This window comes from Mesorhizobium sp. WSM3862 (genome assembly GCF_002294985.1).
Taxonomy (GTDB): domain Bacteria; phylum Pseudomonadota; class Alphaproteobacteria; order Rhizobiales; family Rhizobiaceae; genus Mesorhizobium.
In genome coordinates, this window is the sequence record NZ_NSGE01000011.1 from 17,184 (window position 1) to 40,977 (window position 23,794).

General features: G+C 63.7%; 26 protein-coding genes, 1 other RNA gene and 1 pseudogene. 11 read left to right on the forward strand and 17 right to left on the reverse strand.

Annotation, left to right across the window (positions count from 1 at the left end; translation table 11 throughout):
• On the reverse strand, positions 1 to 567 hold the full coding sequence (locus CK224_RS26090; RefSeq protein WP_095783774.1) for an XRE family transcriptional regulator: 567 nt from the start codon (positions 565 to 567) through the stop codon (positions 1 to 3).
• Positions 568 to 719: 152 nt separating this feature from the next.
• Between CK224_RS26090 and CK224_RS26095 the strand changes: the two genes are divergently transcribed.
• Positions 720 to 2,549, forward strand: coding sequence for an ATP-binding protein (locus tag CK224_RS26095; protein ID WP_095783775.1), 1,830 nt, complete (start codon positions 720 to 722; stop codon positions 2,547 to 2,549).
• A gap of 267 nt (positions 2,550 to 2,816) precedes the next feature.
• On the opposite strand, the gene CK224_RS26100 is transcribed toward CK224_RS26095, so the two are convergent.
• Both CK224_RS26100 and miaA read right to left on the reverse strand, forming a co-directional pair.
• On the reverse strand, positions 2,817 to 3,608 hold the full coding sequence (locus CK224_RS26100) for a GGDEF domain-containing protein (protein ID WP_066990920.1): 792 nt from the start codon (positions 3,606 to 3,608) through the stop codon (positions 2,817 to 2,819).
• Between the two features lie 123 nt (positions 3,609 to 3,731).
• Complete coding sequence (gene miaA, locus CK224_RS26105; protein WP_095779091.1) at positions 3,732 to 4,676, reverse strand: tRNA (adenosine(37)-N6)-dimethylallyltransferase MiaA; 945 nt, start codon at positions 4,674 to 4,676, stop codon at positions 3,732 to 3,734.
• On the opposite strand from miaA, the gene serB reads away from it, so the two are divergent.
• Together serB and CK224_RS26115 are read left to right on the forward strand one after the other, a co-directional pair.
• Entirely contained in the window at positions 4,666 to 5,553 is an 888-nt protein-coding gene (gene serB, locus CK224_RS26110) for a phosphoserine phosphatase SerB (protein ID WP_095783776.1), read from the forward strand. The genes miaA and serB overlap by 11 nt on opposite strands.
• The gene (locus CK224_RS26115) at positions 5,550 to 6,122 is read left to right on the forward strand and encodes a GNAT family N-acetyltransferase (protein WP_095783777.1); all 573 of its coding nucleotides are present in this window, start codon (positions 5,550 to 5,552) and stop codon (positions 6,120 to 6,122) included. Before serB ends, CK224_RS26115 begins: the two co-directional genes overlap by 4 nt.
• A 41-nt stretch (positions 6,123 to 6,163) precedes the next feature.
• Here the strand turns inward: CK224_RS26115 and CK224_RS26120 are convergent, their stop codons facing one another.
• The 6 genes from CK224_RS26120 to CK224_RS26145 form a co-directional block, all read right to left on the reverse strand.
• Positions 6,164 to 7,675: a DegQ family serine endoprotease gene (locus CK224_RS26120; RefSeq protein ID WP_095783778.1), complete on the reverse strand. Its 1,512-nt coding sequence runs from the start codon at positions 7,673 to 7,675 to the stop codon at positions 6,164 to 6,166.
• Between the two features lie 145 nt (positions 7,676 to 7,820).
• Positions 7,821 to 8,006, reverse strand: coding sequence for a DUF2065 family protein (locus tag CK224_RS26125; protein ID WP_095783779.1), 186 nt, complete (start codon positions 8,004 to 8,006; stop codon positions 7,821 to 7,823).
• Between the two features lie 6 nt (positions 8,007 to 8,012).
• Positions 8,013 to 8,975, reverse strand: coding sequence for a protease modulator HflC (locus CK224_RS26130; protein WP_095779003.1), 963 nt, complete (start codon positions 8,973 to 8,975; stop codon positions 8,013 to 8,015).
• Complete coding sequence (hflK, locus tag CK224_RS26135) at positions 8,975 to 10,072, reverse strand: FtsH protease activity modulator HflK (protein WP_095783780.1); 1,098 nt, start codon at positions 10,070 to 10,072, stop codon at positions 8,975 to 8,977. Before hflK ends, CK224_RS26130 begins: the two co-directional genes overlap by 1 nt.
• A gap of 246 nt (positions 10,073 to 10,318) precedes the next feature.
• Positions 10,319 to 10,837 (reverse strand): dihydrofolate reductase, encoded by a 519-nt coding sequence (locus CK224_RS26140; RefSeq protein WP_095779004.1) that lies wholly within the window; start codon positions 10,835 to 10,837, stop codon positions 10,319 to 10,321.
• Positions 10,837 to 11,850, reverse strand: coding sequence for a DUF4424 domain-containing protein (locus CK224_RS26145; protein ID WP_095783857.1), 1,014 nt, complete (start codon positions 11,848 to 11,850; stop codon positions 10,837 to 10,839). Before CK224_RS26145 ends, CK224_RS26140 begins: the two co-directional genes overlap by 1 nt.
• Positions 11,851 to 12,026: 176 nt before the next feature.
• On the opposite strand from CK224_RS26145, the gene cobF reads away from it, so the two are divergent.
• Positions 12,027 to 12,800: a precorrin-6A synthase (deacetylating) gene (gene cobF / locus CK224_RS26150; RefSeq protein ID WP_095783781.1), complete on the forward strand. Its 774-nt coding sequence runs from the start codon at positions 12,027 to 12,029 to the stop codon at positions 12,798 to 12,800.
• Positions 12,801 to 12,817: 17 nt separating this feature from the next.
• Here cobF and CK224_RS26155 read toward each other — a convergent pair whose 3' ends face one another.
• The 4 genes from CK224_RS26155 to modA all read right to left on the reverse strand — a co-directional run bounded on the left by CK224_RS26155 (position 12,818) and on the right by modA (position 15,872).
• Positions 12,818 to 13,159, reverse strand: coding sequence for a winged helix-turn-helix domain-containing protein (locus CK224_RS26155; protein ID WP_095783782.1), 342 nt, complete (start codon positions 13,157 to 13,159; stop codon positions 12,818 to 12,820).
• 85 nt (positions 13,160 to 13,244) lie between these two features.
• Positions 13,245 to 14,357: a molybdenum ABC transporter ATP-binding protein gene (gene modC, locus CK224_RS26160; protein WP_095783783.1), complete on the reverse strand. Its 1,113-nt coding sequence runs from the start codon at positions 14,355 to 14,357 to the stop codon at positions 13,245 to 13,247.
• On the reverse strand, positions 14,354 to 15,058 hold the full coding sequence (gene modB, locus CK224_RS26165) for a molybdate ABC transporter permease subunit (protein ID WP_095783784.1): 705 nt from the start codon (positions 15,056 to 15,058) through the stop codon (positions 14,354 to 14,356). Before modB ends, modC begins: the two co-directional genes overlap by 4 nt.
• A gap of 19 nt (positions 15,059 to 15,077) precedes the next feature.
• A complete protein-coding gene (gene modA / locus CK224_RS26170) occupies positions 15,078 to 15,872 on the reverse strand; it encodes a molybdate ABC transporter substrate-binding protein (RefSeq protein ID WP_095783785.1) in 795 nt (264 codons plus the stop codon).
• Between the two features lie 157 nt (positions 15,873 to 16,029).
• Here modA and CK224_RS26175 point away from each other — a divergent pair.
• Positions 16,030 to 16,228, forward strand: a pseudogene (locus tag CK224_RS26175) (TOBE domain-containing protein).
• A 33-nt stretch (positions 16,229 to 16,261) separates the two neighbouring features.
• Here the strand turns inward: CK224_RS26175 and CK224_RS26180 are convergent.
• Positions 16,262 to 17,056, reverse strand: a complete 795-nt coding sequence (locus CK224_RS26180) for a thymidylate synthase (protein ID WP_095783786.1) — start codon at positions 17,054 to 17,056, stop codon at positions 16,262 to 16,264.
• Positions 17,057 to 17,195: 139 nt separating this feature from the next.
• Positions 17,196 to 17,507: a DUF2853 family protein gene (locus CK224_RS26185; RefSeq protein WP_095783787.1), complete on the reverse strand. Its 312-nt coding sequence runs from the start codon at positions 17,505 to 17,507 to the stop codon at positions 17,196 to 17,198.
• Between the two features lie 170 nt (positions 17,508 to 17,677).
• Between CK224_RS26185 and ssrA the strand changes: the two genes are divergently transcribed.
• Positions 17,678 to 18,038, forward strand: a transfer-messenger RNA (tmRNA) gene (gene ssrA / locus CK224_RS26190).
• A 138-nt stretch (positions 18,039 to 18,176) separates the two neighbouring features.
• Here the strand turns inward: ssrA and CK224_RS26195 are convergent.
• Entirely contained in the window at positions 18,177 to 19,382 is a 1,206-nt protein-coding gene (locus CK224_RS26195) for a multidrug effflux MFS transporter (protein WP_095783788.1), read from the reverse strand.
• Between the two features lie 207 nt (positions 19,383 to 19,589).
• On the opposite strand from CK224_RS26195, the gene CK224_RS26200 reads away from it, so the two are divergent.
• The 4 genes from CK224_RS26200 to CK224_RS26215 all read left to right on the forward strand — a co-directional run bounded on the left by CK224_RS26200 (position 19,590) and on the right by CK224_RS26215 (position 21,369).
• Positions 19,590 to 20,273, forward strand: a complete 684-nt coding sequence (locus tag CK224_RS26200) for a TetR/AcrR family transcriptional regulator (protein ID WP_095783789.1) — start codon at positions 19,590 to 19,592, stop codon at positions 20,271 to 20,273.
• Positions 20,274 to 20,389: 116 nt separating this feature from the next.
• Positions 20,390 to 20,926, forward strand: coding sequence for an SspB family protein (locus CK224_RS26205; protein ID WP_066990875.1), 537 nt, complete (start codon positions 20,390 to 20,392; stop codon positions 20,924 to 20,926).
• Between the two features lie 9 nt (positions 20,927 to 20,935).
• Positions 20,936 to 21,133 (forward strand): DUF4169 family protein, encoded by a 198-nt coding sequence (locus tag CK224_RS26210; protein WP_095783790.1) that lies wholly within the window; start codon positions 20,936 to 20,938, stop codon positions 21,131 to 21,133.
• A gap of 8 nt (positions 21,134 to 21,141) precedes the next feature.
• Positions 21,142 to 21,369 carry a ribbon-helix-helix domain-containing protein gene (locus tag CK224_RS26215; protein WP_066990868.1) on the forward strand — a complete coding sequence of 76 codons (228 nt, stop codon included), beginning with the start codon at positions 21,142 to 21,144 and terminating at the stop codon, positions 21,367 to 21,369.
• 6 nt (positions 21,370 to 21,375) lie between these two features.
• On the opposite strand, the gene CK224_RS26220 is transcribed toward CK224_RS26215, so the two are convergent.
• Entirely contained in the window at positions 21,376 to 23,178 is a 1,803-nt protein-coding gene (locus tag CK224_RS26220) for a chloride channel protein (protein ID WP_095783791.1), read from the reverse strand.
• Between the two features lie 177 nt (positions 23,179 to 23,355).
• Between CK224_RS26220 and CK224_RS26225 the strand changes: the two genes are divergently transcribed.
• Positions 23,356 to 23,787 (forward strand): helix-turn-helix domain-containing protein, encoded by a 432-nt coding sequence (locus CK224_RS26225; RefSeq protein ID WP_095783792.1) that lies wholly within the window; start codon positions 23,356 to 23,358, stop codon positions 23,785 to 23,787.
• The last annotated feature ends 7 nt before the right edge of the window (positions 23,788 to 23,794 follow it).

Here is a 23,794-nt window from a genome sequence, read left to right on the forward strand (position 1 = left end):
TCAGCCCCGGACCAGCGCCACCAGATACTCGGCGGCTTCCGGTCCCGGAGCGTGGAAGGTGCAGTCCGACGGGGCTCCGAGCGCCAGGCAGTCGCCCGGCTCCAGCCTGTGCACGACATTGCCTTCGGTGAAGTCCAGGCGGCCGCCGATCAGCCAGATCTGCTGCTTGATGAAGGCATAGGACGCTGCGGGGAATTCGACCTTGGCGCCTGCCGGAAGGCTGACCCGGATCAGTTCGAGCGGCATTTGCGTTGCCGGCGACAGATGGCGTCGCACATAGCCGGTCGCCGGATCCTGCCAGACCGGCTGCTCGTCCTTGCGGGACACACTGCCGCCCTGCATTTCGGCGCGGGCAATCAGCGTCGAGAGCGTCAAGCCGAAAGCCGACGCAATGCGCACGAGGAGCGCCGCGGTCGGACTTGTCATGCCGCGCTCCATGGCGCTCAGCATCGCTTTGGAAACGTCGGACCGCTCGGCCAACTCGGCCAGCGACCATCCCCGCAAATCACGCTCGGAGCGTATCCGCCTGCCGATCGTGGACGTGATGTCGTTCGATATATCAGTCATCCATCCAATATATCGAAATTTCGGGATGAAGGAAGAGGCTGGTCGATCGCATTTTCGCGAGTGGTTTAACGGGCCCTACACCATCCGACCTCACGCGGCTTTAACCCCGATTGGGATAGCTTTGACCCCGAGGGGAATGGGACAGGTAACCGATGTTTGTTGAACGCGAAGCCTCCGTTGGGGAGCCGACCTCGCAGGAGCGCCGCGGCGCCCAGCAGAGCGACAAGCGCATCCTGGGCAACGTCGTGCAATGCGACGGTGCGCGCGCTACCATCAGCGCCTATGCCGAAGATGCCGAAGGCACGGTGACCGGCCTATGGACTGTCGGCAAGATGATTTCCATCAACCTTGGCGCGACGCGAACCGTTGGCCTTGTCTATGCGATCGGCAAGTCTGACCGCGCCTGGAGCAATGAGGGCCAGAACGCAATCGAGGTCAGCATCGAACTGATCGGCGAGGTGCGCGACGGCGCCGAGCCCGGCGCCAAACCGGTCTTCGACCGCGGCATCACCACCTATCCGCATATCGGCGCGGTTGCCCACCGTATCCGCAGCCGCGACCTGCAGGCCGTCTACGATCTCGCCGGCCGCCATTCGATCACCATCGGCACGCTGTCCCAGGACGAGGCGATCGACGCCAACATCGCTGTCGACGACACGCTGGCGCGCCATTTCGCCATTGTCGGCACGACCGGCGTCGGCAAATCCACGGCTGTCTCGCTGCTGTTGCGCAAATCGATCGAGGCGCGGCCCGATCTGCGCGTGCTGATCCTCGACCCGCACAACGAGTTTGCCGCCTCGCTTCCGGAATACTGCGTGAAGGTTGATTCCAAGACGCTCGACCTGCCGTTCTGGATGTTCAGACTGGAAGAATTCGCCGAAGTTCTGTTTCGCGGTCGCGAGACCGTTCCGGAGGAAGTCGACGTCCTGCGCGACCTCATCCCGGCCGCCAAGAACCTCTATCGCAACCCGAGCTCCGGCTCGTATATCAGGCGCGGCAGCGATGCGCTGACGGCGGACACGCCGGTGCCTTACCGCATCGCCGATCTGCTCAAGCAGATCGACGAGCGCATGGGTCTGCTCGAAAGCAAGAACGATCGGCCGACACTGAAGTCGTTGAGGACGCGCATCGAATCGGCCGCTTCCGACCCGCGCTACCGTTTCATGTTCAATTCGCGGCTGATCGAGGACACCATCCACGAGACGATCGGCAACATCTTCCGCGTGCCGAACCATGGACGTCCGGTGACCTGCTTCGAGATGGCGGGCATGCCGTCCGAAGTCGTCAATTCGGTCTGCTCGGTGCTGGCGCGCCTCGCCTTCGACCTTGCACTCTGGAGCGAGGGCCGGCTGCGGCTGCTCCTGCTTTGCGAGGAAGCGCACCGCTACATGCCTGCCGATCCGCGCCTCGGCTTCGCGCCGACCAGGCACGCTTTGTCGCGCATCGCCAAGGAAGGCCGCAAATATGGCTGCTATCTCGGCGTTGTGACCCAGCGTCCAGGCGAGCTCGATCCGACCATCCTGTCGCAATGCTCGACTTTCTTCGCCATGCGGCTCGCCAACGAGCAGGACCAGGCGATCATCCGCTCGGCGATCGCCGATTCCTCGGCCTCGACGCTGGCGTTCCTGTCCTCCATGGGCCAGCGCGAAGCCATTGCCTTCGGCGAAGGCGTGGCGACGACCATGCGGCTCAAATTCGAGAAACTGTCCCAGGAATTCATTCCCGGCACTGCGAAGCGGGAGCAGGCCTTGCCCGCGGAAGCCGGCGACGATGTCGATCTCGCCGGAATTGTCGAGCGTCTGCGCAACGTGCCGAAACCGCAGCAGTCGATCGCGTTCGCCGAGGCCGTCGATACCGGGCGCCAGGCTGGCGACCCCGATTACCGCAAGCCATCGGCGCCGCGCGTACAGCCGGACGACGATTTCGACATGCGTTACGGCCTGAGGCCCTCGACCTTCGGCATGCGCCAGCAGAACGATTGATCGCTCTGCATCTTCGCGCCGACTCGCTAAGAGTGCCAGGAACGGCTACGCCAACAGGCATGGGCAAGTTCGATCAGGAAATTCGTCAGGCTGAGTCGACTGGAGTCGCTTTCGAGGACCCGAGCGGAGCGGACATATAGTCCGTGAGCACGCGCATGACCCCGAAATCGAGAACGCTTTTCGGAAAGGATCATAAGGAACACGCGGCGGGTAGAAGCGCAGAAAGCGGCTCCAGGCGGCCAGCGTCAAGAATTTGATCATGGAATTTCAGGCGCAGACGCGGTTGCGGCCCTGCTTCTTCGCCTCGTAGAGCTGCCGGTCGGCGCGGCGATAGAAGTCCTCGGCACTCTCCTTGCGGTCCCAGACGGCGAGGCCGACGCTGGTGGTGACCTTCAGCCGCACATTGCCCGACATGATCGACAGATTGGCGATCGCCTTGCGGATGCGCTCGGCGAACCGCGCGAGCAGTTCCGCATCCATGTTGGGCGTGACCACGGCGAACTCCTCGCCGCCCAGCCTCGCCACCACATCGTGATAGCGGGTCATGCCGCGTACGCACTGCGCGACGGACCGCAGAACCTCGTCGCCGACATCGTGGCCATGCGTGTCGTTGACCTGCTTGAAATGATCGAGATCGAGGATCATCAGGCCCACCGGCTTATCGATGCGGCCGAACTCGTCGAGATATTCCCGCAGCGCGTCATCGAAGTAGCGGCGGTTCTGCATTCCGGTCAGGCCGTCGGTGAGCGCTGCGTGCTCAAGCGTTTGCGAACGGGCGCTCAGCGACACCGTCATGGCGCGCAACTTGCCCTCTTCCCTCACCTGGCCGCGGATCAGCGGGTAGATGAAGAAGGTTCCGAAGAACAAGGCAGCAGCCAGCAGCGCACCGGTCACGAACAGCAATTTGTTGAGATAGGCGATTCTGTCGAGACGCGATGCGGTGTCGAGAGCGGTCGCGATATCCTGCAATTGGCCATAGGCGTGAAAGGTCACCAGGCCGGCGGCCAGGATCACGAAGATAAAGACGAAAAACGCGGATTCCGCCTTGTGAAAACGCATAACGCCCCGCGGTACTGCGACCGTCGCCGTTATGGCATGCCCGGCCTTACGGACGGTTAACCCGGACAACCGTGACGGGAAGCTGCGCTTACAATTCCAAGCCCCTGATCAAATCGCATTCTATCAGTCCAGGATTGACCATTTCTCGCCCGGGCGTAACCTTTGCCACTCCGGTCCCAGTTGGTGTTTGAACCAGGTCGTCTGCCGCTTGGCATATTGGCGCGTGGCGATCTTGGCTCGCTCAATCGCTTCGGGAAAGCCCATGTGTCCGGCCATCGCGGCCTGCAGCTCGCGCACGCCGATCGCCTTCATCGCCGGCAGGTTCGGATCGAGGTCGAGCGCCATCAGCTGCCTGACCTCGTCGAGCGCGCCCTTGTCGAGCATTTGATCAAAACGCGCCCCGATACGCGCCACCAGTTCGCCGCGATCCGGCTCGATCACGAGGAAGCCTGCGCTGTCGCGGTCGATGAGCGGCTGGCCGCGTGCCGCCTGCCATTCAAGGATCGACCGTCCCGACGCGTCGAGCACCTCCAGCGCCCGCACAATGCGCTGGCCGTCGGTCGGCCGGATCTGCATGGCGACAGCCGAGTCCTGATGCATCAATATGAGGTGCAGCCGTTCTGCCCCTTGTTCCTTGAGTTCGTAGCGCCAGCGCTCACGCACCGAAGGTGGAATGTCGGGCATGTCCGAGATGCCTTCGGCTAAAGCGCGGAAATAGAGCCCGGTGCCGCCGACGAAGACAGCCGGCCGGCCGGACAAGATACCTTCCGCGATCAGCCCGGTGACGTCCCGCAGCCAGGCGCCGGTCGAGTAGGCTGTCGAAGGATGCACGTGGCCGTAGAGATAATGCGGCACGCGCGCCGTTTCGGCCGCGCTCGGACGCGCCGTCAGGACGTCAAGAACCGAATAGCCCTGCATGGAATCGGTATTGACGATGACGCCGCCCTTGCGCTCGGCGATGTCCAGCGCCAGCGCCGACTTGCCGCTGGCGGTCGGCCCCGCTATCAGGATGGCGTTTTTCACGCGGCCTTCGCCCGCCTGCCTGCCGGAATTTTCGATGCCTCTGATCGCCACGCTTGTGTCCAATCCCAAAGACCGCCGAGTGTCGGTCCCGCTTGCGAATATCGCCTCGCGAGCGGCAGGCGCAAGCGCCGTTCATTGGCTGGCCGAGCATGTCGCCTGCGATCTGGTTTTGCCGGAGACGCCCGACATCGGCGCATTGACGGCCAATCTGCGCGCGGCATTGGCCTCCGAGCCGGTCGACATCATCGTCCAGCCGGCTGAAGGCAGGAGGAAGAGGATCCTGCTTGCCGATATGGATTCGACCATGATCGATCAGGAATGCATCGACGAGCTTGCCGACGAGATTGGCGTCAAGGACCGTGTCGCTGCGATCACCGCGCGATCGATGAATGGCGAGATCGCATTCGAGCCGGCCTTGCGCGAACGCGTCGCCTTGCTGAAGGGCCTCGACACGGCGGTGGTCGACCGCATCATCGCCAACCGGCTGACGCTGGCCGCCGGCGGCCGCGCGCTGGTGCAGACCATGCGTGCCAATGGCGCCTGGACGGCGCTGGTCTCAGGCGGCTTCGACGTCTTCACCAGCCGCATCGCCGCAATGCTGGGCTTCCAGGAAAACCGCGCCAACCGGCTGATCGAGGAGGGTGGCAGATTCGCCGGCACGGTGGCCGCGCCTATTCTCGGCCGCGCCGCCAAGGCCGAGGCGCTGCTCGACATCGCGGCAAGGCTGGGCGTGACGACGCAGGATGCGGTTGCCGTTGGCGACGGCGCCAACGACCTCGACATGATCCGCCTTGCCGGCACCGGCGTCGCGCTGCACGCCAAGCCGGCGGTGGCGGAACAGGCAAGGATCCGCATCGACCACGGCGATCTGACCGCGCTGCTTTACCTCCAGGGCTATCGCCAGAGAGAATTCGTGCAATGAAGCCGATCCGCACCGAGCGCCTCATCCTGCGCAATTGGGAACAGCGCGACCGCGCGCTCTTCCATCGCATCAACTCGGACGAGCGCGTGATGGAATTTTTTCCGTTCCGCCGCGACCGCGCCGCGGCGGACGCAAAGATGGACGAGCTCCGGGCCTGGATCGATGAGGATGGCTACGGCTTCGCCGCGGCCGAGATCGCCGCCACCGGCGAGTGCATCGGCTTCGTCGGCCTCCTCCAAACCGATCATGTGCCCTCGCTGCCGGCCGGCACGATCGAGATCGGCTGGCGGCTGGCACCGGAATACTGGCGCAAGGGCTATGTCACCGAGGCATCCGAAGCCTGGCTCGCCTTCGGTTTCGAAACGCTGGAGCTGGACGAAATCGTCTCCTTTGCCGTCGCGGAAAACCATCGCTCGATCGCCGTCATGAAGCGGCTCGGCATGCGCGCCGACCCGGGCGCCGACTTTGACCATCCCGCCGTGCCGGACAGCCACCCTCATCTTAAGCGGCATGCGCTGTACCGGCTGTCGCGCGACGACTGGCAGGCGCGAAAAGGGGCGGCCCGCTAGCCGCCCATTCTTGCAAATCAACCCGTTCGGGCTCTCCGGAATCAGTCCATCCGAATCGTCACGAAGCGCAACTCGCCGGATTTCGAGGCGAGCATCAGCAGCGCGTTCTTGCGGCCCTGCTCCTTCAGCGCGCCGATCCGGTCCATGACATCCTTTGGCGTGCCGACCGATTCCTGCGCGATCTCGGTGATCACCTCGCCGGGCTGGATGCCGCGTTCGGCGGCGGCCGAATCCTTGGCGACGTCGGTGATGACCACACCCGACACATCGGCCGCGATGCCGAATTTCTGTCTGGTCTGCTCGTTGAGTTCGCCAACGGTCATGCCGAGCACCGAAGCCGTCGACACAGGAGCCGCCTTGTCGCCCTTGTCCTCGCCGGTACTGCCGTTCTCGCCGCTGGCCAGCTTCTCGCCGTCCTCGAGCCGGCCGAGCGTCACCTTCACTGTCTGCTCGACGCCCTTGCGCACGATGACGACGTCAACCGCCTTGCCGACCGGGCTTTCGGCGACGACGCGCGGCAGGTCGCGCATTTCGTGGATGTCCTTGCCGTCGAATTTGATAATGACGTCGCCGGCTTGAACCGTGCCGTTGTCGACCGGTCCGCCCTTGATGACGCCGGCCACCAGCGCGCCCTTGGCCGTCGCCATGCCGAGGCTTTCGGCGATGTCGTCCGTCACTGGCTGGATGCGCACGCCAAGCCAGCCGCGCCGCGTTTCGCCGAACTGGCGAAGCTGATCGACGACGCCCGCGGCGAGCTGCGAGGGAATGGAAAAGCCGATGCCGATCGAGCCGCCCGAGGGCGAGATGATCGCCGTGTTGATGCCGATGACCTCGCCACTGCTGTTGAACAGCGGACCGCCGGAATTGCCGCGATTGATGGCGGCGTCGGTCTGGATGAAATCGTCATAAGGGCCGGAATTGATGTCGCGGTTGCGCGCCGAGACGATGCCGACCGTGACCGTGCCGCCAAGACCGAACGGATTGCCGATCGCCATCACCCAGTCGCCGACGCGCATCTTGGTGGAATCGCCGAACTTCACCGCCGTCAATTTGTGGCCCTTCGGATCGACCTTCAGCAACGCGACGTCGGTCTTTGTATCAGTGCCGACAAGCGTCGCCTTCAGCGTCACGCCGTCGGAGAAATTGACCTCGATGTCGTCGGCATCGGCGATGACGTGATTGTTGGTCACCACGATGCCCTGCTCGGCATCGATGACGAAGCCGGAGCCAAGCGACTGCACCTTCTGCCCGCCGCCCTTGTCGCCGCCACGGTTCTTGAAGAAGTCATCGAAAAAGTCCTGGAAGGGCGAGCCTTCCGGAAGCTGCGGCATCGGCACCGCACCGGGGCCTTCCGTGCCTTTGACGGTTTGCGAGGTCGAGATGTTGACCACCGCGCCGAGCAGGCGTTCGGCGAGGTCGGCGACGGAAGGCGGCGCGTCGGAGGCGATCGTGGGCGTGACGAAGGACGGGACGGCAATGATGCCGACGACGAATGCGGTGGCGCCGGCGAAAAACCTGCGCCGCGCCGCGCGCAACAGGGTGTCGGATATCATCGTGGCCTCCCGGCGTTTTTGAAAAAGAAAGGCGCTTCCGCAAAGGCGCCCGTCCAATTCATGTTGGCAAGAAATAAGGCACGTTTGCGGCTATAGCTATCGGCGGAAGATAAATCGTCAATCGCCTCGGCACCAAGGAATTTCATCAGCCGCGAACCAGCCAGACGATGGCGACGCCGAGGGCGATTGCAGCCAATCCGGCGATCCGCAGCACATTCTCCGGCAACGACAGCACCTCCGCCGCCAGTTTCCTGGCCAGAGCCGGAAACCCGCCATAGACCAGGCCCTCGATGACGAGGACCAGGCCGATGGCCGCGAGGAAATCCTGCACCGTCCGCTACTGGGCGCTGCCGGGTTGCGTGGCCGGGGCTGCCGGCGTCGCGGGCGCGGGCTGCGATGCCGCCGGCTGTCCGGGCTCGGGCTTGCTTTCCGGATCGCGGAAGAAGCGGAAGAACTCGGAGTCGGGCGACAGCACCATGGTGGTTCCGGTGCTGTCCAAGGCCGTGCCGTAAGCATTCATCGAGCGATAGAAATCGAAGAAGCCCGGGTCCCGCTTATAGGCTTCAGCAAAGGTGGCGCTGCGCTGCGCCTCGCCCTCACCGCGCAGGATCTCCGATTCCTTCTGCGCCTCGGCGATGATCTCGACGACCTCGCGGTCGGCCCTGGCCTTGATACGCTGCGCCGCCTCGTTGCCGCGGGCTCTCAGCCGCTCGGCTTCCGCCAGGCGTTCGGCTTTCATGCGATCGTAGGTCTGCTGCGATACTTCGGCGGTCAGATCCGTCCGGCGGATGCGCACATCCTCGATGTCGAGGCCGAGCGACGTCGCGTCCGGACGCAGTTGGTCACGCACCTCGCGCATCATGACGCCGCGTTCTTCGGAAAGTGCCGCCTCGAAATCGCGCAGACCATAGACGCGGCGCAGCGCCGCATCGAGACGCGTCTTCAGCCGGGCTTCGGCGAGTTCCACCTGCCCCGATACCGCCGCGCGGAACGTGCGCGGATCCGAAATGCGGTAGGCGATGAAGGCATCGACCTCGTAGAACTTGCCGCCGGAGACCTGAACGCGGATATTGTCGAGGTCGAAGCGCATGACTTTTTTCTCGATCGTCTGAACGCTGTCGGCATCGAAGAAGGCGAATGGCGCCTTGAAATAGATGCCCGGCTCGGTCTTGACGTCGATGATCTCGCCGAACCTCAGCACGATTGCCTGCTCGCCCGCCTTGACGACGAACACCGACGAATAGAGCAGAAACAGAAGGACGGCCGCGATGACCGCGATGATGGGAAGACGGTTGGCCATCACTGGTTACCTCCCAGCGCAGGCGCGGGCGGCGCCTTGGGCTGCAGTGCCGGCAGCGGCAGATAAGGAAGCACACCCTGCCCGTTGCCCTGCTCGACGACGACCTTGTTCGAGTCCTTCAGGATCCTCTCCATTGTTTCCAGGTAAAGGCGCTTGCGCGTCACGTCGGGCGCCTTGGCGTATTCGTTGTAAACGGAGATGAAGCGCTGCGCCTCACCTTCGGCTTCCTGCACGACCCGGTTCTTGTAGGCGGCGGCATCTTCGCGGATCTGGGCCGCCTCGCCGCGCGCCTGGCCGAGCTTCTGGTTGGAATATTGATTGGCCTGCTCGACGAACTTGTCCTCGTCCTGCTCGGCGCGCTGCACCTCGTCGAAAGCATCGGCGACCTCGCGCGGCGGGGCGGCGTCCTCGATGGAGATTGCGTTGACTTGCAGACCCGTCTTGTAACCGTCGAGCGTGTTTTGGATGATCTCACGCACCGATGTGGCAATACCCTGGCGATCGTCGCGGAAAATATCCTGCGCGGGGCGCCGGCCGACGACCTCGCGCATGGCGCTTTCGGCCACCTGCGTCAGCATGCCGTCGGGATCGGAGACGTCGAACAGATAGGCCCTTGGATCGGAAACCTGGTAGGCGACCGAGAACTGCACATTGACGATGTTCTGGTCGCCGGAGAGCATCAGCCCGGAGCCGCTGCTCGCCCCGCCGCCGATGCTGACGAGCTGCTCGGAAATCTTTGCCGTTTCGACCGTTTCGATCGGCCACCAGTGGAAATGCAGGCCTGGCTGCGAGAGCTCGGCCTTCGGCTTGCCGAAGCGCAATTCGACCGCGACCTCGTCAGGCTGCACGGTATAGATGGCCTTGAAAGCCCAAAGCACGACAAGCGCGAGCGCGATCAGCCCGAGGACGGCCGGGCTGGCGCCGCCGCCTCCCGGAAGAGCGCGCCGCAGCCTGTCCTGGCCGCGGCGGATGATGTCCTCGAGATCGGGAGGCGACCCGGGCGGGCCGCTCTGGCCTTTCGGTCCCTGTCCCCAGGGCCCCTGATTGCCGCCGCCGCCCCATGGGCCGCCGCCACCGCTCTTGTCGTTCCAGGGCATGAATGTCCTTTCGCTTCGGTTCCCTCAGGCCTTGCGGCGCGATCCTAGCGCATGACCTCGAAAACCGATATCGGTTTTCCGAAAGGAATCATGCGCCAAATCAAAGTTTTACGGCGACCTTCTTGCGCGTCCGGTTGGAAGCGTGGCGCTGTACTCTCGTTCTTCTATAGGGACGCCGTGACGCGCTTTCAACGCGATCCGCTACGCGCGCCTGCGATTTGAGCCGTCAGCGACCCTTTGTCCTCGTCAGTGACCGTCGCCGCGGCGCTCGTAAACGGTATAGCGTGTCGCGTGGCTGTCCTTTTCGCCCGCCGGAAAATCCTCGGATCGGACGATCCGCCAGATCGCCGGGTCAATCGGCGGAAAATGAGCGTCGCCATCGACCGGGGCCAGCACATGCGTGACGTGGAGACGATCGGCCAGCGGCAGGGCCTGGGCATAGATCTCGCCGCCTCCGACGACGCAGATCTCCTCGGCACCTGCCATGCAGCGGCCGCGCACCTTGGCCAGCGTGATCGCCTCGTCGAGCGAATGGGCGACTTCGGTGCCCTCGGATCGCCAGTCTCTGGCTCGCGTCACCACGATGTTGAGCCTGCCGGGCAGCGGCCGGCCGATACCCTCATAGGTCTTGCGGCCCATGATGATCGGCTTGCCCATCGTATCGGCCTTGAAGCGTTTCAGGTCGCTGGAAAGCCGCCACGGCAGCCCGCCTTCGCGTCCGATCACGCCGTTCTCGGCAATGGCGACGTAGATCGCGATGTCCATCAGCCGCCGTTCCCACTATTGTCCGACGGCTCAAGCAGCAAGATGCCGATATCGTGCTCCGGATAGAAATCCTTGGCCGTCATCTCGAACGTCGTCGGACCCACCTTGCGGACATTGTCGCCGCAGAAGGAGACCAGATTCTTTGGGCTGCCCTTGTCGATGGTAAGCTTGAAGTTGCCGATACTGCCGGACGCCCAGTTGCCGCCGGTGGTTAGGACATAGGCGATGCGGCTCTCGAAATATTTGGGATAGCCGTCGGGATTTTCCTTCGCTGCCTTGCGCACAGCGTTCTCGAACCCGCCGTCCATGCAGTAGCGGGTCTTGTAAGTGTCGTACTGCCCCTGGAACTTGCCGTCGTAATAGAAGCTGACCGATGACGTGCCGCCGACGCTCGGCTTGTAGCGGTGCGAGACATGGACTTGCTTGTTGGCCGGGAAGGTGGAGCGCCACCAATAGGTCGAGCGCAATTGCCAGAACGGCGCGTAGGCGGTTTGCATGCCCGAACCGTTATCGGCGGTGTCTTCGATGATGATGCCGCGATCTTCCCAATCCTCCGCGACGTCCTTGGGCAGCTTTGCCAGCGCCGCCTTGGCGACGTCGCCGAACGGATAGAGCGGCACGTCGTGCGCCTTGAGTTCGTCGGTGATGTCGATGCCCAGCGCGAACGCCTTTTGTTCGAGCTGCGGCTTGGCGTCGACGCCGTCGATCGTCACCTCGAAGCCGAGGAAATTGTCGCTCTGCGCTTCCGGGATCGCCGGCATCTCGTTCGGGTCGCCTTCGATGTCCGGCATCGGGAAGGCGACGATCGCGCTGACGTCCTTGTCGGTATTGTTGCGGAAAACGTAGTCGACGGTCACTTTTTCCGGCGAGATGAAGAGATCCTCGCTTTCCATGGCAACCGCATCGCTGCGCGACAGGATCAGCCCGCCGGTGCCAAGCTCGGCAACGGAATCGTTGGCGAAGGCAGGTGCAACCGAGAATGCCAGCGCTGCGGTCAGGATAGTGCGTAACATGGCTCCCCTCTCGACGGCATGACCGGGATCATGCGGATGCGCTTCCATCTAGAGCAATTCCAGGAGAAGTAGCTAGAGGTGTTCAGCGTTTCTGCCAACCGGTCGAGTTTTGCGTTCCCGCATGCCTGCCTGTCCCCGTCTGGACACCGGCCGCCCGATCGGGCAGGAGGACGCCTATGCGCAAGCTTCTCGTCATCGGCATCGGCACCGGCAATCTCGACCACCTGACCGTACAGGCCATCAACGGCCTGAACCGGGCCGACGTGCTGTTCGTTCCCGACAAAGGCGCGAGGAAGAACGACCTCGCGGAACTCCGTCGGCAGATCTGCGACCGCTTCGTCACAAACCCGAAGTCGCGCCGCGTCGAATTCGACGTCCCGGTTCGGGCCGAGCCGACATCGTCCTATCGCGTGACCGTCGACGACTGGCACGAGGCGATCGCCGAAATCTACGAAGGGCTGATCGGCAACGAGCTTGCCGAGGAGGGTTGCGGCGCATTCCTGATCTGGGGCGACCCCTCGCTCTACGACAGCGCGCTGCGCATACTGGAGCGCGTGCGCCTGAGGGGCAATGTCGGTTTCGAGCTGGAGGTCATTCCGGGCATCACCGCGATCCAGGCGCTGGCCGCCTCCCATGCCACTGCGCTCAACCGCATCGGCGATTCGATCCTGGTCACCACCGGCCGCCGGCTGACTGAGGAAGGCCTGCCCGCGAATGCCGGAAGCACCGTTGTCATGCTGGACGGCAAGTGCGCCTTCAACACACTGGTCGACCAAGATGTTTTCATTCAGTGGGGCGCTTATCTCGGCACGGCGGACGAGATCATCCTTTCCGGCCGCCTCGGCGATGTCGGCGCCGAAATCGAGAAGGTCCGAGAGGAAGCCCGGCGCAAAAAGGGCTGGATCATGGACACCTATTTGCTCCGCAAGCCCGGGGAGCCGGAGAAATAGGCCCCTTACAGGCCCAATCAACCGGTGTCGATCTCGGCCTGCAACGCCTGCATATGGACGGCCGCCGCTGAAGCCGCCGCGCGCTCGATCGCTCTGAACCGGCTGACGACGGCGAGACCCACGGCGGTCAATTGCGCGCCGCCGCCTTTTCGGCCGCCGGTCTGCGCCGCCACCAGCGGCTTGCCGAACACCCGATTCATGTCCTCGACCAAGTCCCAGGCATGCTTGTAGGACATCTCCATGCCGCGCGCCGCGGCCGAAATCGAGCCGAAAGCGGCGATCTGCTCCAACAATTCGATCTTGCCCGGACCAATTCGTCCGTCAGGGTCGAGATTTATCCGCAGGCTCAGCGATGGCATCCCTTGTCCTCGGCGATCATGTCGAGATTACCCTCTCCGCCGCCACATCGCTATTCCAAACCAACATAGCGATATTGCCCTTTCGTCAACCATCGGCCTCCACCGGCAGCCCAGCACCTGTCGTCGCGCTGTCAAAGCTCACCGTCTTGATCACCGCGAAGACCTCGCGGCCGAGCGCGAGCCGAAGGCTCTGCTTCGACTGTTCGGTGACGCGCGCCAGCACCGTTGCTCCGTTGCAGTCGATGGCGATCTCCACCGTAGGCCCGACGCCCGGCCTGACCGCGGCGATTTTGCCCGGCAATATGTTGAGCGCGCTAAGACCCGACGGCTGTTCGGTCGCGATCATGACATCGCGGGCGCGGATGCGGAGCCGCACCAGAGCTCCCGCCGGGCGTGAAACGCGCGGCACGCGGATCTCGCCGGCCGGCGAGCCGAGCACAGTCATGCCGAAAGCCTCGTCGTGACGCAAAACCCTGGTGTCGAGCACCGCGCCGCCCTCGCCGCGCTCCTCCGCCGGCAAGAGGTCGAGCCGCTGCATGATCGCCTCGGTCGGGCCGAAAGCCGCGATCTTGCCTTGGGACAGCACCGCCACGTCGCTCGCCAGCCGCGCCACCTCGGCGACGGAATGGCTGACATAGGCGATCGGGATCTTCGTCTGGTCGCGCAGCCGCTCGATATAGGGCAGGATTTCGGCCTTTCGCGCCTCATCGAGCGAGGCGAGAGGCTCGTCCATCAAAAGCAGTTTCGGGCTGGCAAGCAGCGCGCGGCCGATCGCCACGCGCTGCTTTTCGCCACCCGATAGTTTCGTCGGCCGCCGGTCGAGCAGAGGACCGATGCCAAGGAGTTCGACCACCGCATCCATACTGGCGTAGCGCTCCGCAACTGGCGTGAACCAGCGGCCATAGCGCAGATTGCCGGCGACGCTCATGTGCGGGAAGAGCCGCGCATCCTGGAACACCATGCCGATCCGTCGCCTGTGCATCGGCACGAAGATGCCGGCGGCGGTGTCGACCAGCACGCGACCGTCCACCGCGATCCGCCCTTTCTGCGGCCGGATCAGCCCGGCGATCACATTGATCAGCGTCGACTTGCCCGAGCCCGAAGGCCCGAACAGCGCCGTCAGCCGGCCGGCGCTTTCGAAATTCGCGTCGATGGCGAAGTCGCCGAGACGATGACTGATGTCCACCGAGAGCGTCATTCGATGTCCATCCGCTGGCCGACCCGCCGCGCCAGAACCTCGGAGGCCACCAGCGCCACCATCGAGATCACGATCGAAATCAGCGTCAGGCGTAGCGCTCCGGGATCGCCGCCCGGCACCTGCGTGAAAGTGTAGATTGCCGAGGGCAGCGTCTGCGTCTCGTTGGGGATGTTGGAGACGAAAGTAATGGTCGCGCCGAACTCGCCCATCGCCTTGGCGAAGGACAGGATCGCGCCGGCGATCAGGCCGGGCAGGATCAGCGGCAGCGTGATTGTGGCGAACACCCAGACCGGGTTGGCGCCGAGCGTGCCGGCGGCCGCCTCCATCTTGCGGTCGACCGCCTCGATCGACAACCGGATCGCCCGCACCATCAGTGGAAACCCCATCACCCCGCAGGCAAGTGCTGCCCCCGTCCAGCGGAAGGAAAAAACGATGCCGAAATGCTCGGCGAGGAAGGCGCCGGCGGGCCCGCGCCGGCCGAAGGTGAGCAGCAGCAGATAACCGGTCACCACCGGCGGCAGGATCAACGGCAAATGCACCAGCCCGTTGAGCAAGGTCTTGCCCCAGAACCGCCCCCGGGCCAGGACCAGCGCGATCAGGATGCCGGGCGGCAGGCTGGCGATCATCGCCACAGTCGCCACCTTGATCGACAGCCGGACCGCATTCCATTCGTCGGGAGTGAGGTCCAGCAGCCAGTTCATTTGCGGTGTTAGGTCTTTCTCAGTTGCTCGGCGCGAGCACCGTAAAACCCTGTTCCTTGAAGAGCGCGGCGGCCTTGGCTGACTCGACGCATTTCAGGAAGGCAGCCGTATCCTTGTCCTTCGAATCCGCGGTCTGGGCAATCGGGTAGATGATCGGCGGGTGCGAATCCTCGGGGAAGGTGCCGACGACCTTGACGCCCTTTTCGGCATGGGCGTCGGTGGCGTAGACGATGCCGAGCGCGGCCTCGCCCGTCGACACCAGCTTGAGCGCGGCGCGGACATTCTCGGCCTGCGCGACCTTGCCTTCGACCGAGGACCACACGCCCAGCGATTCCAGCGCCGCCCTGCCGTATTTGCCGGCGGGCACCGCCTTGAAATCGCCCATGGCGAGCCGACCGTCGCCGATGAGCCTGGCGAGGTCGAAGCCCTTCTCGACCTTCGCGTCGACCTTGGAATCTTGCGGCGCCACGAGCACGATCTGGTTGCCAAGCAGCTTCACCTCGGTGTCGGGCCTGGTCAGCTTCTTGTCGGAGAGATACTTCATCCAGTCGAGGTCGGCGGAGACGAAGACATCGGCTGGCGCGCCGCCCTCGATCTGCTTCGCCAGAGCCGAGCTTGCCGCATAGGAAATCGTGGCCGCTTCGCCGACCTCGGCCTCACAGGCCTTGTTGACCGCATCGAGCGCGTCCTTGAGGCTGGCCGCGGCGAACACGATCACCTTGCCGTCGGCGTGAGCTGCCGGTACGGCCGCCATCAACGCTGCCGTCAGTCCGCCGATGGCGATCGCCTTCAATCCAAAACCCTTGCCCGTCATGAAACCTCGCCCCTCTGAAAATCCGTTCGGCTCGAGCCCTGACTCGATATATCCGGATGAACATAACAAGAAAAGGTTTTTTAGGCTCCGCGCCGTTGTGCGCCAGGATCCCACCAGCCCACGGTGAAGTCCGTTCGATACAGCGAGGCATAGGCAGATTAAGATCAGCGCCGGCAATATCCTGAAGGGCAAGGTCATCGTCGAGGGAGCGACCACGTCGCATGTCCGGATAGCTATCGGCGGCGGCGTCCTCGACACGGCTTCGATCACCAACGAAGCGGTTGCCGATCTGCGACTGGGCAAGTAGGGCCTATGAGGTGATCAAGGCCTCCGACGTCATCGTCGGGACTGGCTGACGACTTGAGCGCTGGCAGCGCTCAAAGCGGGCCTTATACTGCGATCGGCGCCTTGATATTGGCGTCCGCAAAATAGTTCTCGAGGCGGAAATCCTCGAAGCGGAAGGCAAAAAGATCCTTCACATCCGGGTTGATCCACATCGTCGGCAGCGGCTTCGGCGTGCGCCGCATCTGCTCGCGCGCCTGCTCGAAATGGTTCGAGTAAAGATGCGCATCGCCGAGCGTGTGGACGAAATCGCCAGGCTTCAGGCCGGTGACCTGCGCCACCATCAGGGTCAGCAGGGCGTAGGATGCGATGTTGAACGGCACGCCCAGGAAAATGTCGGCCGAGCGCTGGTAGAGCTGGCAGGAGAGCCGGCCTTCCGAAACGTAGAACTGGAACAGGCAATGGCAGGGCGGCAGCGCCATCGCCTCCACTTGGGCCGGATTCCAGGCTGAGACGATCAGCCGACGCGAATAGGGATTCTTGCGTAGCTCCTTGAGAAGGGCGGCGATCTGGTCGATCTCGCCGCCGTGCCCATCCGGCCATGAGCGCCACTGCTTGCCGTAGACAGGGCCGAGATCGCCGTTCTCGTCGGCCCATTCGTCCCAGATGGTGACGCCGTTGTCGTTGAGATATTTGATGTTGGTGTCGCCGGCCAGGAACCACAGCAACTCGTGGATGATCGACTTCAGATGCAGCTTCTTGGTGGTGGTAACCGGGAAGCCGCGCGAAAGGTCGAAACGCATTTGGTAGCCGAACACCGACCGCGTGCCGGTACCGGTGCGGTCGCCGCGATCGGCGCCGTTCTCCAGCACATGCTTCAACAGGTCGAGATATTGGCGCATCGGCTCGGCCTCGATTCGGATGACAAGCGATCATAGCCGACTGGCGGTCGGTCGAATACCCAAAGCCTACAGATGTCGATCCGGCGCGAAAAATCCACGGCGCCGGCACGTTGCCATGCCGGCTGCCGATGGCCTTGCCTCACAGAGAACCCAGTTTGCCCAGGTCCTTCGCCACCAGATAGTAGAAGGTCACGCGGCTCTTGGTGTTGTCGGCGGCCATCGCCTTGCACGTCTTCTCGATCGAGGCGTCGGCCTTCTTGGCGTCGGCAATCCCAAGCTTCTTGGTCACCCAGTTGTCCCGGACGCGCTCGAGCTCCTTCGGGTCCGCACAGGAGACCAGGGAGGAATCGCGGTTCCTGAGCGCGATGCCCAAGTGCTTGACGATCTTCTCGACCGCATCGGCGCTGGCGCCGGCATCGTATTTCTTCACATCCGCAAGATAGTCGGCCATGAAACTTCCCCTCGTCGGCGCCACGGATCCGATCGATGAGGCTTGTGGCGCGCCGCGCAACTTGTGCGCTAGGTCAGGATATTCCTCATCGCCGGCGGAGCTTCGATTGAGTAGACGCGCAAGTCAACCCTCGGCTGTCGAGTTTGGCGCAGGGGACAAGCCTCGACTTGGCCCTTTCATTTTCCGTACCCGCTCCCTATATTCGCTTCGTCGGCTTGACCGACTATGGCGATAAACAGGCGATGAAATAAGCCGTTCGGACCCGGGGGCGGTACCCGGCGCCTCCACCAAAAACCGCTCTTCCAAAGGGAGCGGCTTTTGCTGGGGGCGAAATAGGATCGACGAAGGTGTAAAGATCGTACTTTTGCCCGGCATTGTACCACCGTCATCGGGCTAAACTTATAGTTGCCAACGACAACTATGCGGAAGCTCGTCTCGCTGCTTAATGCAGTGCGAACGCTTCAAATCAAGCCCTAGAGGTTCGCACTTCTAGGCGGGGTTCGGAGGTACCTGGCAACAGAAACCTCCACCTTCCCCCTCGCCTTCTTTCCAAGTCAAGTGAACGGCCAAGCATGCTTGGCGCGCATGCTGCGGTCCTGCCTGGGCTGAAAAAGGCCGGGCAATCCCGGCCTCGGGCAATCCCGGCCTCTTCCAATTTATATCCGCTTCTTACTCGGCAGGTGCTTCGACCGCTTCGCGCGCACGGCCGAGCGTCAGCTTGGCCAGCATGAAAGAAATCACCGCGCAGAGCGTGATGCCAGCCACCATCGGCAGCGGCGTGCCGTCGAAGAAGAGGCCCGCCACGCCCATGGCCAGCGCGCCGATGGCGAAGTGCAGCGTGCCCATCAGCGCCGATGCCGTGCCGGCGATCTCGCCATGCTCTTCCATCGCCAGCACGGAGGTGGTCGGAATGACCAGGCCAAGGAAGCCGTAGCCTACAAAGAGCAGCGCCGCCATCACGTCGAGCCGGTCGACACCGGATGCCATGATCGCGAACAGCGCCACCATCACCGTGGCATAGCCGGTCACCGCGACCCACACGACCGGCTTCAAGCCGAAGCGATCCGCCAGCATCCCGGTCAGCTGCGACATGCCGATGAAGGCGACCGCGTTGATCGAGAAGAACACGCTGTAGACCGACGGCGACAGGCCGTAGTGGTCGATCAGGATGAAGGACGAACTCGACAGATAGACGAAGAAGCTCGCAATGCCGAAGCCGGCGATCGCCGTCAGGCCAAGGAAGTTGCGGTCACTTATCAGGTAGCGGTAACCGGCAAGTGCCGTGCCGAAGGATGAGTTGGCGCGCTCCTCCGCCGAACGCGTCTCTTTCAGCGAGGTCGCGAGCAGGATGGTGGCTAAAGCTGCTGCGCCCGTTACCGTCCAGAACACGGCACGCCAGCCGAAGCTCTCGATGATCTGGCTGCCCGTGAGCGGCGCGAGGATAGGCGACACCGAGAACACCAGCATCAGCAACGACATCAGCTTGGCGGCCTCGTTGCCGGTGTGCAGGTCACGCACGATGGCGCGCGGCACTGCCATGCCGGCGCTGGCGCCGAGCCCCTGCAGGAAGCGGAAGGCGATCAACCACTCGATATTGGGCGCCATAGCCGAGCCGACGCCGCCAACCATGAACAGCGCGAGTCCGACATAAAGCGGCAGCTTGCGCCCGACCATGTCCGAGATCGGTCCGACGACGATCTGGCCGAAACCCATCGACAGGAAGAAGATCAAAAGGCTCATCTGCACGGCGGCGGTGCCAGCCTTCAAATCCGCACCGATCGAAGGCAGTGCGGGAAGGTACATATCGATGGCGAACGGGCCGATTGCGGACAACAAGCCTAGCACGACCGCGATGCGGAGGAATTTGGGACTCATGATAAGGGCTTCTTTCGGATCTGGTTGCCGCCGTGGTCCGGCGTCTACCCGAGGACGTTCCATCCCGTGGAACCCCGACATCCGGGATGTGAAATCATCGTCGCTTCAAAGCGCGATTCTGTTGTTCCCGGGAGCGGACTTCGCTTTATTGTGTCTACAAATTTAGACAGGCTTGTCCAATTCGTCAATCATCGCTATATAGTTTTTATGAAGGTCGGCGTTTCTCCTGACACTTTCCCGCCACGCAGCCATGAGGCCAAGCGCATATCGGTGGTTGATGCTGCCGCTTCGGTCTTCTGCCGCGAAGGCTATGCCGGCGCCAATATCGACCTGATCGCGGCCGAGGCCGGCGTTTCGCGCCAGACCGTCTACAATCACCATGGCGATAAGGAAAAGCTGTTCATGGCCATTGTGCGCGACCTGACGGAGCGCTGCAATGCCGGCATCTTCGCCACCATTGCCACCTTTCCCGACCAGCCCGCCGATCTCGAAGCCGATCTTGTCGCCTTCGCGGTGCGCATGAACCGCAACTGTATCTGCAACCGCGACGGCCGCTTCCTGCGCAAGCTGATCCAGGCCGAGGGCGAGCGCTATCCCGAGCTTTTTGCCGAGTGGCGCGAACAGGGACCGGGCCGCACCTGGTCGGCGCTTGCCGCCCGCTTCGCGCGGCTGGCCTATGCCGGGCACCTCTCGATCGACGATCCGGACGTGGCGGCGCGGCAGTTCCTCGCACTCGTCAACGCCGAGTTGCAGACAACCTTCATGCTCGGCGGCATACCGACGGAGGAAGAGGTGTTGCGCTCAGCGACCAACGGCGTGCGCACCTTCCTGGCCGCCTTCGGCAGGAAGAAAGCGGCAGCCGCCCGGCAGGCCGCCCTCGCCCACGCCTGAGCGATCAAATCGCCGCCAGCCCTCTTGGCCTTAGCTTTCGGCGCCTATATGCGGTTTACGCCGCGCCCAAGCTTGATTACAGCTATGCGGACGATTCAATGGAACCCGACCGTCACATGGCCGACGACCACATCCGCTACGACATTCTGGCCCAGGAGGCATTGCGCGGCGTCATGCGCAAGGTCCTGGCCGAAGTCGCGCGCACGGGCCTTCCGGGCAACCATCATTTCTTCATCACCTTCCTGACCGGCGCGCCGGGCGTGCGCATCTCCTCGCGGCTGCGCGAGCGTTATCCGGAGCAGATGACCATCGTCATCCAGTTCCAGTACTGGGACCTGAAGGTGACCGACACCGGTTTCGAGGTGGGACTCTCCTTTTCCGACGTGCCCGAAAAGCTCGAAATCCCCTTCTCCGCCGTGCGCGGTTTCTATGACCCATCGGTGAATTTCGAACTCGAATTCGACGTCAAGGCGGACAACGCCGCGGAAGACGACGATGCCGCGCCGGCCCCGGAGCTACCGATCGCGGTCGTGACCGAAAAGAAACCGGAATCGAAGAAAAAGGCCACCGAGGCCGAGAAGAAGCCGGCTGCCGCCGATACCGGCGGCAAGGGTGCCGAAGTGGTTTCGCTCGACGCCTTTCGCAAGAAGTGAGCCGGGGAAATGGGCGAGGTCGTCAATCTCCGCCAGGCCCGCAAGCAGAAAGCGCGCATCGAGAAGGAACGCCTGGCCGGGGAAAACCGGGCATTGCACGGCCGTTCCAAAGCCGAGCGCGAGCGTGACCGGCTGACGTCCGACATGACGGAAAAATTCCTGGACGGCCATCGCCGCGAAAAGCCCGGCGATCCGGACCGGCGCTGAGCGCCCGGATGGCCGCTGTCGAAAAACGCTCGGTGACGATCCGCGGCCACCGCACCAGTTTTTCCCTGGAGCAGCCCTTCTACGACGACTTGGTGACGATCGCGACGCAACGTTCGCTGTCGCTCGCGGCCCTCGTTGCCGAGATCGACGAAACGCGGACCCGTGACGCCAACCTCTCCTCCGCGCTCAGACTCTACGTGCTCGCCTGGGCAAAGCGCGGCGGCAAGGCGTCTTGACCGGCCTCAGACCGGATCGCCGATGCTTTCCTGCGCCTTGCGCTTGGCGCCGAAGCTGAGCAGGGCCGAACGGTCGCGTTCCTCGGCCTGCTTTTTCGACCGCACCCGCATCAGGTCCCTCCAGCCGACATAGCCGACCAGCCGTGCATCCTCGCGCGAGACGACCGGCAGATGCGAGACGTTGGCCAGGAGCAGCTTGTCTGACAGTCCTTCCAGATATTCGTCGGGATAGGCGAGCGTGACCTTGCTGCCGGCCAAAAGTTCGCCGAGCGTCGTCTTCCGGTGCTTGCCGGCGCGGCGCCAACGCAGGATCGCCGGCGGATCGATGAGGCCGAGCACATGGCCATTCTCGTCGATCACAGGAAAGCTCGGATGGCGCGTGTCCGGCGCGGTCAGGAATGCCGCCGCGCCGTGCAGCGTCATCGTCGCCGGCACGCTCTCGACCTTGGTCGTCATCACCTCGCGCACCCTGGTCAGCGCGAAGGGATCGACGCGGTATTCGCGAACGAGGTGGTGTCCGCGCCGCGCCACCTTTTCGGTCAGGATCGATCGCTTCATCAACAGCACGGTGACGGCATGGGCGGTGGCGCAGGCTGCGATCAGCGGCACCAGCATGTGGGTGTTGCCGGTGAGTTCGACCGCGAAGAAGGTCGCGGTCAGCGGCGCGCGCATGGTGCCGCCCATGGTCGCGGCCATCGCCAGCAGCGGCCAGAAGCCGGGCGTCGCCTCGGGCAGGATACCGGCAAGCACCCCGCCCATCGCGCCGCCCATGATCAAGAGCGGCGCCAGCACGCCGCCCGACGTTCCCGAACCCAGCGCCACCGACCAGACAATGGCCTTGACCACCAAAAGCGTCAGTGCGGCCGCCGCCAGCACATGGCCATCCAACATGTTGGCGATGTTGTCGTAGCCGACACCGAGCGCCTGCGGCTCGATCAGTCCGCCGATACCGACCACCAGGCCGCCGATCATCGGCCACCACATCCAGTGTATCGGCAGCTTCTGGAAGGCGTCCTCGCACGCATAGACCATTTGCGTCAGCAAGCCGGAGAGCAGGCCGGCGGCAATCCCGACCAGCACCCAGCCACCCAATCCGGCGATCGACGCTTCCATGCTGCCCGAGAACGGGAAGATCGGTCCGGGCAGGTGCAGCAAGGTGCGTTCGACCTCGGCGACGATGGCGGCGACGGCGACCGGGATGAAGCTGCGCGGCGTCCATTCGAACAGCAGCAGCTCGACGGCAAGCATGATTGCCGCGATCGGCGTGCCGAACACGGTCGTCATGCCGGCCGCCGCGCCCGCCACCAGCAGCGTCTTGCGTTCATTGTCGCTGACCGGCAGCACCTGCGCGATCAGCGAGCCGATTGCCCCGCCGGTCATAATGATCGGCCCCTCGGCGCCGAACGGTCCGCCGGAGCCGATCGAGATCGCCGACGACAATGGCTTCAATACCGCCACTTTGGCGTCGAGCCGCGAGCGGCCGAGCAGGATTGCTTCGATGGCTTCCGGAATGCCGTGGCCGCGGATCTTTTCGCTGCCGAAGCGCGCCATCAGCCCGATGACCAGCGCGCCGATCACTGGAACCAGCACGGCGGCATAGCCGAGCGGCGTGTCCTCGAGCCTGAGCTCGGCCAGTGTGAACTGGCCGAAATAGGCGATGTTGGTGGCGAGCCTTATCAGCTTCAACAGCGCGATGCCGGCAAACAGCCCGGCGGTCGCCACAACGACTGCGATGGCGGCGATGATGAGCACCCGCGGATCGGTGGTGAAGTCGCGGAGATGGCCGTTTCCGGCATGAGCGGATTTCATTGGGGAGCCTGAGCTTTCTGGCGGCGCGGTACCGTCCGGTTGTCGGGCGGCTACATATCGTAACACGATATAATTCTTCAAGCCGTTTTTGGTGGCTGCTCCGCGTCATTTTGGTCATGGATGCGCCAGGCTTTCATAAGAGTTGAGCTTTGGCCGGAAAGGGCGATAAGTCGTGGCATGACGCACCCGAAGAAACCACGTCCCGCCATCAGCCAGGCCGACTATCAGCGGCTTTCGGAGTTCCGCTACCTGATCCGCCGCTTCCTCGAATTCAGCCAGTTGCAGGCGAATGAGGCGGGCTTGACCCCGCGCCAGCACCAGGCGCTGCTGGCGATCAAGGGCTATCCCGGCGGCGGGCCGGTGGCAGTGGGCGATCTGGCGGAGCGGTTGCGCATCCGCCACCACAGCACCGTCGAACTGGTGAATCGGCTGAGCGAGGCCGGCTTGGTCGCGCGGGATCAAGACAAGGCCGACCACCGCCGCGTCCTGCTGCAACTCACCCCGCTCGCCGACGACCGTCTCGCCGAATTGTCGGCCGCCCATCTCGACGAGCTTGCCCGCATCGAACCTATGCTCAAGCGCCTGCTTTCGCGGCAGGAGCCGGTTTGAGCGCTAC

Bases quoted from the DNA above. Each gene is read 5' to 3' on its own strand.
- CK224_RS26185 (WP_095783787.1), bottom strand. From the start codon at position 17,507: ATGGCCGACTATCTTGCGGATGTGAAGAAATACGATGCCGGCGCCAGC.
- CK224_RS26090 (WP_095783774.1), bottom strand. From the start codon at position 567: ATGACTGATATATCGAACGACATCACGTCCACGATCGGCAGGCGGATA.
- CK224_RS26180 (WP_095783786.1), bottom strand. From the start codon at position 17,056: ATGCGCCAATATCTCGACCTGTTGAAGCATGTGCTGGAGAACGGCGCC.
- CK224_RS26225 (WP_095783792.1), top strand. From the start codon at position 23,356: ATGACGCACCCGAAGAAACCACGTCCCGCCATCAGCCAGGCCGACTAT.
- modA (WP_095783785.1), bottom strand. From the start codon at position 15,872: ATGACGGGCAAGGGTTTTGGATTGAAGGCGATCGCCATCGGCGGACTG.
- CK224_RS26210 (WP_095783790.1), top strand. From the start codon at position 20,936: ATGGGCGAGGTCGTCAATCTCCGCCAGGCCCGCAAGCAGAAAGCGCGC.
- CK224_RS26095 (WP_095783775.1), top strand. From the start codon at position 720: ATGTTTGTTGAACGCGAAGCCTCCGTTGGGGAGCCGACCTCGCAGGAG.
- CK224_RS26115 (WP_095783777.1), top strand. From the start codon at position 5,550: ATGAAGCCGATCCGCACCGAGCGCCTCATCCTGCGCAATTGGGAACAG.
- CK224_RS26130 (WP_095779003.1), bottom strand. From the start codon at position 8,975: ATGGCCAACCGTCTTCCCATCATCGCGGTCATCGCGGCCGTCCTTCTG.
- CK224_RS26220 (WP_095783791.1), bottom strand. From the start codon at position 23,178: ATGAAATCCGCTCATGCCGGAAACGGCCATCTCCGCGACTTCACCACC.
- modC (WP_095783783.1), bottom strand. From the start codon at position 14,357: ATGACGCTCTCGGTGGACATCAGTCATCGTCTCGGCGACTTCGCCATC.
- CK224_RS26195 (WP_095783788.1), bottom strand. From the start codon at position 19,382: ATGAGTCCCAAATTCCTCCGCATCGCGGTCGTGCTAGGCTTGTTGTCC.
- CK224_RS26145 (WP_095783857.1), bottom strand. From the start codon at position 11,850: ATGTTACGCACTATCCTGACCGCAGCGCTGGCATTCTCGGTTGCACCT.
- CK224_RS26200 (WP_095783789.1), top strand. From the start codon at position 19,590: ATGAAGGTCGGCGTTTCTCCTGACACTTTCCCGCCACGCAGCCATGAG.
- hflK (WP_095783780.1), bottom strand. From the start codon at position 10,072: ATGCCCTGGAACGACAAGAGCGGTGGCGGCGGCCCATGGGGCGGCGGC.
- CK224_RS26120 (WP_095783778.1), bottom strand. From the start codon at position 7,675: ATGATATCCGACACCCTGTTGCGCGCGGCGCGGCGCAGGTTTTTCGCC.
- CK224_RS26215 (WP_066990868.1), top strand. From the start codon at position 21,142: ATGGCCGCTGTCGAAAAACGCTCGGTGACGATCCGCGGCCACCGCACC.
- CK224_RS26140 (WP_095779004.1), bottom strand. From the start codon at position 10,837: ATGGACATCGCGATCTACGTCGCCATTGCCGAGAACGGCGTGATCGGA.
- CK224_RS26100 (WP_066990920.1), bottom strand. From the start codon at position 3,608: ATGCGTTTTCACAAGGCGGAATCCGCGTTTTTCGTCTTTATCTTCGTG.
- modB (WP_095783784.1), bottom strand. From the start codon at position 15,058: ATGAACTGGCTGCTGGACCTCACTCCCGACGAATGGAATGCGGTCCGG.
- cobF (WP_095783781.1), top strand. From the start codon at position 12,027: ATGCGCAAGCTTCTCGTCATCGGCATCGGCACCGGCAATCTCGACCAC.
- CK224_RS26155 (WP_095783782.1), bottom strand. From the start codon at position 13,159: ATGCCATCGCTGAGCCTGCGGATAAATCTCGACCCTGACGGACGAATT.
- serB (WP_095783776.1), top strand. From the start codon at position 4,666: ATGCCTCTGATCGCCACGCTTGTGTCCAATCCCAAAGACCGCCGAGTG.
- CK224_RS26205 (WP_066990875.1), top strand. From the start codon at position 20,390: ATGGCCGACGACCACATCCGCTACGACATTCTGGCCCAGGAGGCATTG.